The sequence below is a fragment of the Alistipes sp. UBA1686 genome (assembly GCF_002320215.1).
Lineage (GTDB): Bacteria > Bacteroidota > Bacteroidia > Bacteroidales > Rikenellaceae > Alistipes > Alistipes onderdonkii.
Map to the genome: position 1 here is coordinate 1 of NZ_DCKA01000008.1, position 12,357 is coordinate 12,357.

22 protein-coding genes are annotated in these 12,357 nt (G+C 55.4%); all 22 read left to right on the forward strand.

What is annotated here, in order from left to right:
• Window positions 1-76: 76 nt before the first annotated feature.
• The 22 genes from fusA to rplO all read left to right on the forward strand — a co-directional run bounded on the left by fusA (window position 77) and on the right by rplO (window position 12,357).
• On the forward strand, window positions 77-2,191 hold the full coding sequence (fusA, locus tag B3C38_RS02065) for an elongation factor G (protein WP_055203781.1): 2,115 nt from the start codon (window positions 77-79) through the stop codon (window positions 2,189-2,191).
• An 8-nt stretch (window positions 2,192-2,199) separates the two neighbouring features.
• The gene (gene rpsJ / locus B3C38_RS02070; RefSeq protein ID WP_018696470.1) at window positions 2,200-2,505 is read left to right on the forward strand and encodes a 30S ribosomal protein S10; all 306 of its coding nucleotides are present in this window, start codon (window positions 2,200-2,202) and stop codon (window positions 2,503-2,505) included.
• A 72-nt stretch (window positions 2,506-2,577) separates the two neighbouring features.
• Complete coding sequence (rplC, locus tag B3C38_RS02075) at window positions 2,578-3,192, forward strand: 50S ribosomal protein L3 (protein ID WP_022332118.1); 615 nt, start codon at window positions 2,578-2,580, stop codon at window positions 3,190-3,192.
• Window position 3,193: 1 nt separating this feature from the next.
• A complete protein-coding gene (gene rplD, locus B3C38_RS02080) occupies window positions 3,194-3,820 on the forward strand; it encodes a 50S ribosomal protein L4 (RefSeq protein ID WP_018696468.1) in 627 nt (208 codons plus the stop codon).
• A 16-nt stretch (window positions 3,821-3,836) separates the two neighbouring features.
• Window positions 3,837-4,127, forward strand: a complete 291-nt coding sequence (gene rplW, locus B3C38_RS02085) for a 50S ribosomal protein L23 (protein ID WP_018696467.1) — start codon at window positions 3,837-3,839, stop codon at window positions 4,125-4,127.
• 5 nt (window positions 4,128-4,132) lie between these two features.
• On the forward strand, window positions 4,133-4,957 hold the full coding sequence (gene rplB, locus B3C38_RS02090) for a 50S ribosomal protein L2 (protein WP_018696466.1): 825 nt from the start codon (window positions 4,133-4,135) through the stop codon (window positions 4,955-4,957).
• A 17-nt stretch (window positions 4,958-4,974) separates the two neighbouring features.
• The gene (rpsS, locus tag B3C38_RS02095; protein WP_009597568.1) at window positions 4,975-5,244 is read left to right on the forward strand and encodes a 30S ribosomal protein S19; all 270 of its coding nucleotides are present in this window, start codon (window positions 4,975-4,977) and stop codon (window positions 5,242-5,244) included.
• A gap of 7 nt (window positions 5,245-5,251) precedes the next feature.
• Window positions 5,252-5,662: a 50S ribosomal protein L22 gene (gene rplV, locus B3C38_RS02100; RefSeq protein WP_018696465.1), complete on the forward strand. Its 411-nt coding sequence runs from the start codon at window positions 5,252-5,254 to the stop codon at window positions 5,660-5,662.
• A gap of 4 nt (window positions 5,663-5,666) precedes the next feature.
• On the forward strand, window positions 5,667-6,458 hold the full coding sequence (rpsC, locus tag B3C38_RS02105) for a 30S ribosomal protein S3 (RefSeq protein ID WP_018696464.1): 792 nt from the start codon (window positions 5,667-5,669) through the stop codon (window positions 6,456-6,458).
• Between the two features lie 27 nt (window positions 6,459-6,485).
• A complete protein-coding gene (gene rplP, locus B3C38_RS02110) occupies window positions 6,486-6,914 on the forward strand; it encodes a 50S ribosomal protein L16 (protein ID WP_022332120.1) in 429 nt (142 codons plus the stop codon).
• A 12-nt stretch (window positions 6,915-6,926) separates the two neighbouring features.
• Window positions 6,927-7,115 (forward strand): 50S ribosomal protein L29, encoded by a 189-nt coding sequence (gene rpmC, locus B3C38_RS02115; protein WP_009597619.1) that lies wholly within the window; start codon window positions 6,927-6,929, stop codon window positions 7,113-7,115.
• Window positions 7,116-7,127: 12 nt separating this feature from the next.
• Window positions 7,128-7,382 carry a 30S ribosomal protein S17 gene (gene rpsQ, locus B3C38_RS02120; protein WP_009597655.1) on the forward strand — a complete coding sequence of 85 codons (255 nt, stop codon included), beginning with the start codon at window positions 7,128-7,130 and terminating at the stop codon, window positions 7,380-7,382.
• Between the two features lie 2 nt (window positions 7,383-7,384).
• Complete coding sequence (gene rplN / locus B3C38_RS02125) at window positions 7,385-7,750, forward strand: 50S ribosomal protein L14 (RefSeq protein WP_018696462.1); 366 nt, start codon at window positions 7,385-7,387, stop codon at window positions 7,748-7,750.
• Window positions 7,751-7,770: 20 nt separating this feature from the next.
• On the forward strand, window positions 7,771-8,094 hold the full coding sequence (gene rplX / locus B3C38_RS02130) for a 50S ribosomal protein L24 (RefSeq protein ID WP_117507450.1): 324 nt from the start codon (window positions 7,771-7,773) through the stop codon (window positions 8,092-8,094).
• Window positions 8,094-8,654, forward strand: a complete 561-nt coding sequence (gene rplE / locus B3C38_RS02135; protein WP_022332122.1) for a 50S ribosomal protein L5 — start codon at window positions 8,094-8,096, stop codon at window positions 8,652-8,654. The genes rplX and rplE overlap by 1 nt, the downstream gene beginning before the upstream one ends.
• 3 nt (window positions 8,655-8,657) lie before the next feature.
• Complete coding sequence (gene rpsN, locus B3C38_RS02140; RefSeq protein ID WP_022332123.1) at window positions 8,658-8,954, forward strand: 30S ribosomal protein S14; 297 nt, start codon at window positions 8,658-8,660, stop codon at window positions 8,952-8,954.
• Window positions 8,955-9,713: 759 nt separating this feature from the next.
• On the forward strand, window positions 9,714-10,112 hold the full coding sequence (gene rpsH, locus B3C38_RS02145; protein WP_022332125.1) for a 30S ribosomal protein S8: 399 nt from the start codon (window positions 9,714-9,716) through the stop codon (window positions 10,110-10,112).
• A gap of 24 nt (window positions 10,113-10,136) precedes the next feature.
• Entirely contained in the window at window positions 10,137-10,724 is a 588-nt protein-coding gene (gene rplF, locus B3C38_RS02150) for a 50S ribosomal protein L6 (protein ID WP_022332126.1), read from the forward strand.
• Window positions 10,725-10,740: 16 nt separating this feature from the next.
• Window positions 10,741-11,103 (forward strand): 50S ribosomal protein L18, encoded by a 363-nt coding sequence (gene rplR, locus B3C38_RS02155; RefSeq protein ID WP_117507452.1) that lies wholly within the window; start codon window positions 10,741-10,743, stop codon window positions 11,101-11,103.
• Window positions 11,104-11,109: 6 nt separating this feature from the next.
• On the forward strand, window positions 11,110-11,628 hold the full coding sequence (gene rpsE / locus B3C38_RS02160) for a 30S ribosomal protein S5 (protein ID WP_018696455.1): 519 nt from the start codon (window positions 11,110-11,112) through the stop codon (window positions 11,626-11,628).
• Between the two features lie 14 nt (window positions 11,629-11,642).
• Complete coding sequence (rpmD, locus tag B3C38_RS02165; protein WP_022332128.1) at window positions 11,643-11,882, forward strand: 50S ribosomal protein L30; 240 nt, start codon at window positions 11,643-11,645, stop codon at window positions 11,880-11,882.
• Window positions 11,883-11,910: 28 nt separating this feature from the next.
• Window positions 11,911-12,357, forward strand: a complete 447-nt coding sequence (rplO, locus tag B3C38_RS02170; protein WP_286724865.1) for a 50S ribosomal protein L15 — start codon at window positions 11,911-11,913, stop codon at window positions 12,355-12,357.

Genomic DNA, 12,357 nt, shown 5'->3' on the forward strand with positions numbered 1-12,357 from the left:
AAGGAGGAGATGCACCGCATGGCCGAGGCCAACAAGGCATTCGCACACTTTAGATTCTAATAAGGAGACCGAACAGATGGCAACCAGAGATTTACATTACACTCGCAATATCGGTATCATGGCACACATCGATGCCGGTAAGACCACCACGTCGGAGCGTATCCTTTTTTACACGGGTAAAACCCACAAGATCGGTGAGGTACACGAAGGCGGCGCTACGATGGACTGGATGGTTCAGGAGCAGGAGCGCGGTATCACCATTACCTCGGCCGCTACCACCGCATTCTGGAACTATAAGGACAAACAGTACCAGATCAACCTGATCGACACCCCGGGACACGTCGACTTTACGGTCGAGGTGGAGCGTTCGCTCCGCGTGCTGGACGGCGCCGTTGCGACGTTCTGCGCCGTAGGCGGCGTAGAGCCTCAGTCGGAGACCGTATGGCGCCAGGCGGACAAGTACAATGTCCCCCGTATCGGCTACGTCAACAAGATGGATCGTACGGGCGCCGATTTCCTGGCAGTCTGCGCACAGATCAAGGAGCACTTCGGTGCTACGGCCCTTCCGGTCGTCCTGCCGATCGGTGCCGAGGACAAGTTCGAAGGATTGGTAGACCTTATATATAATAATGCGATCTATTACTACGACGACAAGTCCGTCCGCGATAACTTCGAACTGAAGGAGATTCCCGCCTCGATGGCCGAGGAGGCTGCCGAATGGCGTGCGAAACTCATCGAAGAGGTCGCTTCGACCGACGAGGTGCTGATGGAGAAGTTCTTCGAGGATCCCGATTCGATCACCCCCGAGGAGCTGCTCGCAGCCATCCGCAAGGCTACGATCTCGATGCAGGTCGTTCCGATGCTCTGCGGCTCGTCGTTCCACAACAAAGGCGTACAGAAACTGCTCGACTATGTCATTGCGTTCCTGCCCTCGCCGCTGGACGTGCCCGCCGTGACGGGTATCAACCCCAAGACCGAGCAGGAAGAGGTGCGCCATGCATCGGAGAACGATCCGTTCTGCGGTCTCGCATTCAAGATCGCCACCGACCCCTTCGTAGGCCGCCTGTGCTTCGTGCGTATCTATTCGGGTAAGCTCGATGCAGGTTCGTACGTGCTCAACTCCCGCAGCGGCAAGCGCGAGCGTATCAGCCGTATTTACCAGATGCACGCCAACAAGCAGAACCCCATGGAGACCGTATCGGCCGGCGACATCTGCGCTGCCGTAGGTTTCAAGGAGATCCATACGGGCGACACGCTCTGCGCCGAGAACGCACCGATCGTTCTGGAGCAGATGACCTTCCCCGAACCGGTGATCGGCCTGGCCGTCGAGCCCAAGACCCAGAAGGATCTGGACAAGCTCGGCATCGCCCTGTCGAAACTGGCTGAGGAAGACCCCACCTTTACGGTTCACACTGACGAGGATTCGGGCCAGACCGTCATCAGCGGTATGGGTGAGCTGCACCTCGACATCATCGTCGACCGTCTGCGCCGTGAGTTCGGTGTCGAAATCAACCAGGGTGCCCCCCAGGTCAACTACAAGGAGTCGCTTACCAAGACGGTTCAGCACCGCGAGGTGTTCAAGAAGCAGACCGGTGGCCGTGGTAAGTTCGCCGACATCATCTTCGAGATCGGCCCTGCCGACGACGGTGCGATGGGCCTTACGTTCGTTGACCAGGTCAAGGGCGGTAATATTCCCAAGGAGTTCATCCCTGCGGTGCAGAAGGGCTTTGCTTCGGCGATGACCAACGGTGCGTTGGCCGGTTACAAGATGGACTCGATGAAGATTACGCTGCTAGACGGTTCGTTCCACCCCGTGGACTCCGACCAGCTGTCGTTCGAAATCGCTGCCCGCAACGGTTATCGCAACGCTGCCCCCAAGGCCGGCTCGGTGATTATGGAGCCCATCATGTCCGTGGAGGTCGTGACCCCCGAGGAGAACATGGGCGACATTATCGGCGACCTGAACAAGCGCCGCGGCCAGATCACCGGCATGGAGTCGAAAGGCACCGCCCGCGTGGTGAAAGCCAAGGTTCCCCTGTCGGAGATGTTCGGCTATGTGACCGTGCTGCGTACGATCTCGTCGGGTCGTGCAACCTCGTCTATGGAGTTCTCGCACTTCGAGGAGGTTCCTGCCAACTTGGCTAAGGAGATCATCGAGAAAGCGAGTGGTAAACGTAAGGATATAGAATAAGCAAACATATGAACCAGAAGATTAGAATCAAGTTAAAGTCATTCGATCACAATCTCGTGGACAAGTCGGCCGAGAAGATTGTGAAGACCGTGAAGAGCACGGGCGCCGTTGTAAGCGGCCCGGTGCCCCTTCCCACGCGCAAGCAGATTTTCACGGTGAACCGCTCGACTTTCGTCAACAAGAAAGCCCGCGAGCAGTTCCAGCTCTGCACCTTCAAGCGTATCCTCGACATCTATTCGTCGACGCCCAAGACGATCGACGCACTGATGAAGCTGGAACTCCCTTCGGGTGTGGAGGTCGAAATCAAAGTGTGATAACGGAAGGCTTGTACGTATATTAGTATAGCACGAAAGATCACTTTATTTATAACAAACAATCGACAACAAATGTCAGGACTTATTGGAAAGAAAATCGGAATGACTTCCGTTTACAGTGCCGAGGGTAAGAATATACCATGCACTGTCATTGAGGCTGGGCCGTGCGTTGTTACGCAAATCAAGACCGTGGAGAAGGATACCTACGAAGCGGTACAGATTGCCTATGACGAGAAAAGTGAAAAGCACACCAGCAGCAGTTTGTTAGGTCACTTCAAGAAAGCCGGCACTACCCCCAAGCGCAAGATGGCTGAATTCAAGGGTATGCCCGAAGTGAATCTCGGCGACACGCTCACCGTAGACCTCTTCTCGGAGGAGGACTGGGTCGACGTGACCGGGATATCGAAAGGTAAAGGCTTCCAGGGCGTTGTGAAACGCCACGGTTTCGGCGGCGTGGGCGGCCAGACCCACGGCCAGCACAACCGTCAGCGCAAACCCGGTTCGCTGGGTGCGTCGTCCTATCCCTCGCGTGTCTTCAAGGGCAAGCGTTTGCCCGGCCAGATGGGTGGCGAGCAGGTCAAGGTTTTGAACCTGCGTGTTTTGAAAGTTATTCCCGAAAGCAACCTTATCCTCGTGAAAGGTTCGATCCCGGGTGCAAAAGGTGCTTATTTAACAATTGAGAAGTAGTATGGAATTAGCTGTTTTAAACACACAAGGAAAGGAAACGGGTCGTAAGGTAGTCCTTTCGGATGCCGTTTTCGGCGTGGAGGCTAATGACCACGCTATCTACCTGGACGTGAAGCAGTATCTCGCTGACCAGCGCCAGGGTACGCACAAGTCGAAGCAGCGCAACGAGGTTGCCGGTTCGACGCGTAAGCTCAAGCGCCAGAAAGGCACCGGCGGTGCCCGTGCCGGCAGCATCAAGTCCCCCCTCTTCCCGGGCGGCGGACGCATCTTCGGCCCCCAGCCCCGCGATTACAGCTTCAAGCTCAACAAGAAGCTCAAGCAGCTGGCTCGCCGCAGCGCACTGACCTACAAGGCACAGGCCGGCGTCATCAGCGTAGTGGAGCCCATCTCGATGGATGCCCCCAAGACCAAGGCCGTCGTTGCCCTGGCCGATGCGCTGAAAGTAGCCGACAAAAAGGTACTGCTGGTTCTCCCGGAGTCCAATGCAAACCTTCAGCTCTCGTGCCGCAACCTCCCCTACGTACAGCCCGTGCTGGCGCAGAACGTCTGCACGTACGACGTGATGAACGCTTCGGCGATCGTGATGGTGGAAGGCGCTGAGAATGTATTGAATACGATGTTAGCTTAAAAACGCAAGACACACAATGGAAATTATTATTAAGCCGGTTTTGACCGAGAAAATGACGATTCAGGGCGAAAAGTTGAATCGCTACGGTTTTATCGTTGACGTGAGGGCTAACAAGCTGCAGATTCGCAATGCCGTAGAACAGATGTACAACGTCGTCGTGACGGATGTGAACACCGTGAACTACATGGGCAAACTCAAGAGCCGCTACACCAAGGCCGGTCTCTTGGAGGGTCGCGCTAACAACTTCAAGAAGGCTATCGTCACCTTGAAGGACGGAGATAAGATAGATTTTTACAGTAATATCTAACGGAGATGGCAGTAAAAAAATTTAAACCTGTTACCGCAGGTACGAGACATAAGATTATCGGTACGTTCGAGGAAATCACGACGAACAAGCCTGAGAAATCGTTGCTCAGCCCCAAGAAGAGCTCGGGTGGACGTAACAACTCTGGTAAGATGACGGTTCGCTACATCGGCGGCGGTCACAAGCAGATGTATCGTAACATCGACTTCAAGCGCACGAAGGACGGCATTGCTGCAACTGTAAAATCTGTCGAGTACGACCCCAATCGTACTGCACGTATTGCACTTCTGGTATACGCCGACGGTGAGAAAAGCTACATCATCGCACCGAACGGCCTCCAGGTGGGCCAGACCGTAATGAGCGGCGCAGGCGTTGCTCCTGAGGTCGGAAACACGCTCTTCCTGAGCGAGATTCCGCTGGGTACGGTCATCCACAATATCGAACTCTACCCCGGCCAGGGAGCCGCCATGGCTCGTTCCGCCGGTTCTTACGCCCAGTTGCTGGCTCGTGAGGGCAAATTCGCCATCATCAAGCTGCCCTCGGGCGAGACTCGTATGGTACTCGTAACTTGCCGTGCTACGGTAGGCGTCGTGTCGAATGTCGACCACAGCCTCGAAAGCTCCGGCAAGGCAGGTCGTGAGCGTTGGCTCGGCCGCCGTCCGCGCAACCGCGGCGTGGTGATGAACCCCGTGGATCACCCGATGGGTGGTGGTGAAGGCCGTGCATCCGGTGGTCACCCCCGTTCGCGCAAGGGTCTGCTGGCTAAGGGTTACAAGACTCGCAACCCGAAGAAGACGACCTCGAAGTTTATTATTTCCAAGAAGAAAAAATAATTAAATAAGAGTACATAATGAGCCGTTCATTAAAAAAAGGACCGTTTATCGACCCCAAGCTCGAAGCGAAAGTAGTCGCCCAGGCGGAAGGCAACAAAAAGTCGGTCATCAAAACTTGGTCGCGTGCAAGTATGATCTCGCCTGATTTCGTAGGTCAGACGATCGCTGTCCACAACGGAAACAAGTTTATTCCGGTGTATGTAACAGAGAACATGGTAGGGCACAAGCTCGGTGAGTTTGCCCCCACCCGTAACTTCCGCGGTCACGCAGGTAACAAGAAAAAATAGGTAGAAAATGGGTGCAAGAAAAGCAATAAAAGCCGAGAAAATCAAGGCTGAAAAGAAGCAGAAGGCAATCGCTATTCTGCGTGATTGCCCGACCTCTCCCCGCAAGATGCGCCTGGTGGCCGACATCATCCGCGGCGTGGAGATCAACAAGGCATTGGGCATCCTTCGTTTTTCGAAGAAGGAGGCGTCGATCCGCATGGAGAAACTTCTCAAGTCGGCAATCGCCAACTGGGAGGCCAAGAACGAGAACGAGCGCCTGGAAGACACGAAACTGTGTGTGAAAGAGGTGTTCGTTGACGGCGGCCGCATGCTGAAGCGTATTCAGGCTGCGCCCCAGGGCCGCGCTCACCGAATCCGCAAGCGTTCGAACCACGTGACGATCGTAGTTGACAAAATGGTAACCGTAGAAAACAAGTAATCAGATGGGACAGAAAGTTAATCCGATAGCAAATCGTCTTGGTATCATCCGCGGTTGGGATTCCAACTGGTTCGGCGGCAAGGACTTCTCCGAGAAGCTGGTCGAGGACGCCAAGATCCGCAAATACCTGAATGTCCGTCTGGCCAAGGCAAGCATCTCGAAGATCATCATCGAGCGTACGCTGAAGCTGGTCACGGTGACCATTTCCACCGCTCGTCCGGGTATCATCATCGGCAAGGGCGGCCAGGAGGTCGACAAACTGAAGGAAGAGCTGAAGAAGCTCACCGGCAAGGAGATCCAGATCAACATCTTCGAGGTGAAGCGCCCCGAGGTGGATGCCGTGATCGTCGGCCAGAACATCGCCCGCCAGCTGGAGGGCCGCGTATCGTTCCGCCGCGCCGTGAAGACGGCCGTAGCGTCGACCATGCGCATGGGTGCCGAGGGTATCAAGATCCAGGTTTCCGGCCGTGTAGGCGGCGCCGAAATGGCCCGCAGCGAAACCATAAAGGAGGGTCGTATTCCGCTGCACACGTTCCGTGCCGACGTGGATTTCTGCCTGACCGAGGCGCTCACCAAAGTGGGTATCCTGGGTGTGAAGGTCTGGATCTGCCAGGGCATCGTGTACGGCAAGCGCGACCTGTTCGAAATCGCAGGCGCATCGGCGCAGGCTCCCTCGGGCGACCGCGGTGAGCGTGGCGACCGCGGCGACCGTCGTGGTCGCGGCGACCGTCGCGGAGACCGGCGTGATCGCGGCGATCGTGGCGGTGACCGTCGTCGCAACAACAATAATAAGTAAGTCGGACCTTTTTAAAGCAAAACAACAATGTTACAGCCGAAAAAGACCAAATTTAGGAGAATGCAGAAGGGTCGCATGAAGGGTATTGCTCAGAGAGGAAACCAACTTGCAACCGGTTCGTTCGCAATCAAAGCACTTGAATCCGCATGGATCACAGGTCGTCAGATAGAGGCGGCGCGTCAGGCCATCACCCGTTACATGAAGCGTGAAGGCCAGCTCTGGATCCGCATCTTCCCCGATAAACCCATCACGAAGAAGCCCGCCGAGGTGCGTATGGGTAAGGGTAAGGGTAATCCCGAAGGGTTCGTGGCGCCCGTTACTCCCGGCCGTATTCTCTTCGAGGCAGAGGGTGTGCCCCTGGAAGTGGCGCAGGAAGCGCTCCGCCTGGGTGCCCAGAAACTGCCCATTACCACCAAGTTTATCGTAAGGCGTGACTACGTCGAAACCACAATCTAACGAGACGACAAGATGAAAAGTGCAGAAATCAAGGATATTTCGATCAAAGACCTGCAGGAGCGCATCGAGACCGAGAAGGCTCAGCTTGCAAAGCTGAAGGTGCAGCACGCGGTGTCCCCCGTCGAGAACCCTTCTATCATTAAGAAAAACCGCAGAGATATAGCTCGTATGCTGACAATCCTGCGTCAAAAAAACGCCTAATAAGGAATAGCTATGGAAAGAAATCTTAGAAAAGAGCGTATTGGGGTGGTTGTCAGCAACAAGATGGAGAAAACCATTGTGGTTGCAGTAGCACGTAAGGTGAAGCATCCGATCTACGGCAAGTTCGTCAACAAGACGACGAAGTTCGTCGCCGAGTCACTCGACGAGACCTGCAAGGAAGGCGACACCGTCCGTATCATGGAGACCCGCCCGCTGAGCAAAACGAAGCGTTGGAGATTAGTACAAATTATTGAAAGAGCTAAGTAATTATGATACAGCAGGAAAGTAGACTCGTAGTAGCTGATAACAGCGGTGCAAAGGAAGTTCTCTGCATCCGGGTGCTGGGCGGTACCAAACGCCGCTACGCATCTATCGGCGATAAGATTGTGGTGGCTGTCAAGAGCGCGACTCCTTCGGGCGATGTCAAGAAGGGTGCCGTGTCGAAAGCAGTCGTTGTAAGAACGACCAAGGAAATCAGACGTGCCAACGGTTCGTACATTCGTTTCGACGACAACGCCGTGGTGCTGCTTAACAACCAGGGTGAAATGCGCGGTACTCGTATATTCGGCCCCGTAGCTCGTGAGCTGCGCGACCAGTATATGAAGATTATCTCCCTCGCACCCGAAGTATTGTAATCATAAAAACAATTTCGGATATGTCAGTGAAATTACATATTAAGAAAGGGGATATGGTGCAGGTCATCGCCGGTGACAACAAGGGCCAGCAGGGCAAAGTCCTGAAGGTCGAAGCTGAAAAGCAGCGTGCCATCGTCGAGGGGGTGAACCTTTGCAAGAAGGCCACCAAACCCAACGCGCAGAACCCCCAGGGTGGTATCGTCGAGAAAGAAGCGCCGATCCACGTATCGAACTTGCAGGTGCTCGACCCCAAAGGAGGTAAACCCACCAAAGTCGGTCGCAAGCTCAATGCAAAAGGTAAATTAGTCCGTTACGCTAAAAAGTCAGGGGAGGAGATCAAATAATGGCATACGTACCTACACTCAAGACACAGTATAAGGAGCAGATCGTAGCTGCCCTTATGAAGGAGTTCGGTTACTCGAGCGTTATGCAGTGCCCGAAGCTCACGAAGATCGTTATCAACCAGGGTATGGGACAGGCTGTCGCCGATAAGAAACTCATCGATGTGGCCGAAGCCGAGCTGACGCAGATCACGGGCCAGAAAGCCGTGCAGACGCGTTCGCGCAAGGACATCTCCAACTTCAAGCTGCGCAAGGGCATGCCGATCGGCGTGCGCGTGACGCTGCGCGATACGAAGATGTACGAGTTCCTCGAGCGGCTGATCGCCGTGGCGCTCCCCCGTATCCGCGACTTCAAGGGGATCAACGAAAAGTTCGACGGCCAGGGCAACTATACTCTCGGCATCACCGAGCAGATCATCTTCCCGGAGATCGACATCGACAAGATCACCAAGATCTTCGGTATGGAGATTACGTTCGTTACCACGGCCAAGACCGACGAGGAGGCGTATGCCCTGCTCCGCGAATTCGGCCTCCCTTTCAAAAACGCTAAAAAGAATCAATAAGCTATGGCAAAAGAGTCAATGAAGGCACGCGAGGTAAAACGCGTGAAACTCGCAAACCGCTATGCTCACAAGCGCGAGGAGATTGCTGCCAAGGTGAAGAGCGGTGAGATGGATCACGAGGAGGCTTGGATCGCACTGTCGAAACTGCCCCGCAACTCGAATCCCATCCGCCAGCACAACCGCTGCAAGATCACGGGCCGTCCCAAAGGCTACATCCGCCTGTTCGGCATCAGCCGTATCCAGTTCCGCGAGATGGCTTCGAAGGGCCTGATTCCCGGCGTGAAGAAAGCAAGCTGGTAATATTTTCGGATGCCGGGAATTCCGGTATCCGAAAATCCGTTTTTCTGCCGGGATGCGAGGCCGGGGCCGCAGGGATGCGGCCGGCGCAGGAGGTGCGGGCGTGCCGACCTGCGCGGCGGAGGTGAATCCCGGAAACGAGTCTGGATGCTGAGGGCGTATGCCCGTGGGAAAAGGCCGGACAGGAGCAGTTCCTGTACCGGGCGGTGAAATGCCGGGACGATGGTGCGGCCGCCGGGCTGCCTGCTGTTCCCTCTTTCCGAAGGAATCGGGGCTTATATGGGTGCAGAACCCGAGTAGTTACGTCGCAATGTCGAGGAAAGTGCCGCCGCAAGCGGTAACTTCTCGGCGGCGGGGCGGAAATCGAGGGGTTAGGCATTTGGTTACAAATTTCTCGACCGAAGGGCCGGGGAGGGGTATCGCCGATTGCGGCGGCTCTCTTCCGAAGGGTCATCGGCTGTAGTGCCGACCGGGGATTTGTACGGGTTATGTTAGCAACGCATCCGTGCTAACATTGTCCGTATTCCGGGGCCGGGGCCTAAAAACGCCGAAAACAGGGCGTTAGCTTGGTTTTTTGAGAAATTATACGTATATTTGCGCGCTTTATACCCCGGGCGTAACTCCCGTGCGAAGGGCGCGAAGGCGCTGGGAATGAGGCGCAAAACAACGAAACATCCGAGGCGGCGGTAAGCCTGTTAGTGCTTTAAAGCGCTGAGGGACAAATAATTAACTTATTACTTTAATTTTTAACTTCTATTCGTTATGACTGATCCTATTGCGGACTTTCTGACCAGAATTAGAAACGCAGTGAAAGCCAACCACAAGGTGGTTGAAGCTCCTGGCTCAAAAATTAAGCAGGAAATCACTAAGATTCTTTACGAGCAGGGTTACATCCTCGCTTACAAATTCGACACCGACGAGAAAGGTCACCCGTCGATCAAAATCGCGCTCAAGTGGGACGCTGCCACCAAGGGCAACGCCATCAAAGACCTGAAGCGCGTGAGCCGTCCCGGTCTTCGCCAGTATGTCTCAGTGGGGGATATGCCCCGCGTGCTGAACGGCCTGGGCATTGCGATCCTGTCGACTTCGAAAGGCATCATGACCGACGCCAAGGCCCGCAAGGAAAACGTGGGCGGCGAGGTGCTGTGCTACATCTACTAACGGAAATTTTTAAACGCAAGAACAATGTCAAGAATTGGTAAATTACCTGTAAACCTGCCCGCCGGCGTTACCGTAGAGGTTTCGGCCGACAATGTGGTAAGCGTGAAAGGGCCACTCGGGACGCTGAGCCAGAAAGTTGACTCGGACATCAAGGTAGAGGTCGGCACGCACAAGGACGTTCACACGGGCAACGAGGCTCCCGCCGTGCTCGTATCGCGTCCTACCAACCAGCCCCGCCACCGTTCGCTGCACGGCCTGTACCGTGCGCTGATCAACAACATGGTCGTCGGTGTGTCGAAGGGTTATGAAATCAAACAGGAGCTCGTGGGCGTCGGTTTCAAGGCCGAAGTCAAGGGCCAGATCCTCGAAATGAGCCTCGGTTATTCGCACGATACGCATTTCATGCTTCCCAAGGAGGTTACCGCTACGGCCGTGACGGAAAAGAAGGGCAACCCGATCGTAACGCTGAAGAGCATGGACAAGCAGCTCGTCGGCCAGGTCGCTGCCAAGATCCGTTCGCTGCGCAAGCCGGAGCCGTACAAGGGCAAGGGTATCAAGTTCGTCGGCGAACAGCTGCGTCGCAAGGCGGGTAAATCAGCAGGTGCTAAATAGTAAATAGTTTAGAGTTATGTCACTGAACAAGATAGAAAGAAGAGAGAGGATCAAGATGCGTATCCGCAAGATCGTGAGCGGTACGCCCGAACAGCCTCGCATGACTGTATATCGTAGCAACAAGCAGATCTACGTGCAGTTTATTGATGACCTCGCAGGTGTGACCCTGGCCACGGCATCCTCGCTGGACAAGGAGGTGGCGGAAGCCGCCGCCGGCAAGAACAAGTGCGACGTGGCCGCCCTGGTGGGCAAACTGGCCGCCGAGCGCGCTGTCGCCAAAGGCATTTCGACCGTAGCGTTCGACCGCAACGGCTACCTGTATCACGGAAGAGTTAAACAGCTGGCCGAAGCAGCACGCGAAGGCGGTCTTAAATTCTAAGCGATTATGTCAAATACCAACATAAAGAAAGTACGCACCAGCGACCTCGAGCTTAAGGACAGACTCGTAAGCATTCAGCGTGTTACCAAGGTAACCAAGGGAGGTCGCACATTCAGTTTCTCGGCCATTGTCGTCGTAGGTAACGAGGACGGTGTCGTGGGCTACGGCCTGGGCAAGGCTTCGGAGGTTCAGTCGGCCATCGCCAAGGGCGTGGAGGACGCAAAGAAGAACCTGGTGAAGATCCCCGTTATCAACGGTACGATTCCCCATAAGCAGGAGCTCCGTTACGGCGGTTCGCTCGTCATGATCCGCCCGGCTGCCCCCGGTACGGGTATCATTGCCGGCGGTGCCATGCGTGCCGTGCTGGAGTCGGTGGGCGTGAAGAACGTGCTTGCCAAGAGCAAGGGTTCGTCGAACCCCCACAACCTGGTGAAGGCAACCATCGGCGCCCTGTGCGAACTGCGTGATGCACACAGCATCGCCCGTCTGCGCGGCATCTCGATGGACAAGGTGTTTAACGGTTAATTTTGTAGAGACAAATGGCAAGATTGAAAATCACCCAGGTCAAAAGCCGCATCGGCGCTACCGAGCGTCAGTGCAAGAACCTCGACGCGCTGGGGCTGAAGAAGATCAACGCGAGCGTCGAGCATGACGACTCGGCGATCATCAAGGGTATGATCGAGCGCGTGAAGCACCTCGTCAAAGTCGAGGAGGTAGCCGTAAAGAAGGCTGCAGCACCCAAGGCCAAGAAAGCCGAAGCTGCCGAGGCCGCAGAATAAGTTTAACAGCTAAGAAGTAATTTTTACGATGGAACTCAATAATCTAAAACCTGCAAAGGGTTCAACGCACCACGACAAGCGAATCGGTCGCGGTGCAGGTTCGGGTCACGGTGGCACGGCCACGCGTGGCCACAAGGGTGCGCAGTCGCGCTCGGGTTACTCGCGTAAACTGGGCTTCGAGGGCGGTCAGATGCCTCTTCAGCGTCGTCTTCCCAAGTTCGGTTTCACCAACCTGAAGCGCGTCGAATTCAAGGCTATCAACCTCTCGACGCTCGAGGAGCTGGCAGCCAAGAAGTCGCTCTCCGAGATCACGGTCGACACGCTCGTGGCCGCAGGTTTCATCTCGTCGAACGACAAGGTGAAAATCCTCGGTAACGGTGCGGTTACCAAGGCGCTGAGCGTAAAGGCTCACGCATTCTCGAAGAGCGCCGAGGCGGCCATCGCGGCAGCCGGCGGCAGCGTCGAAAAACTGTAA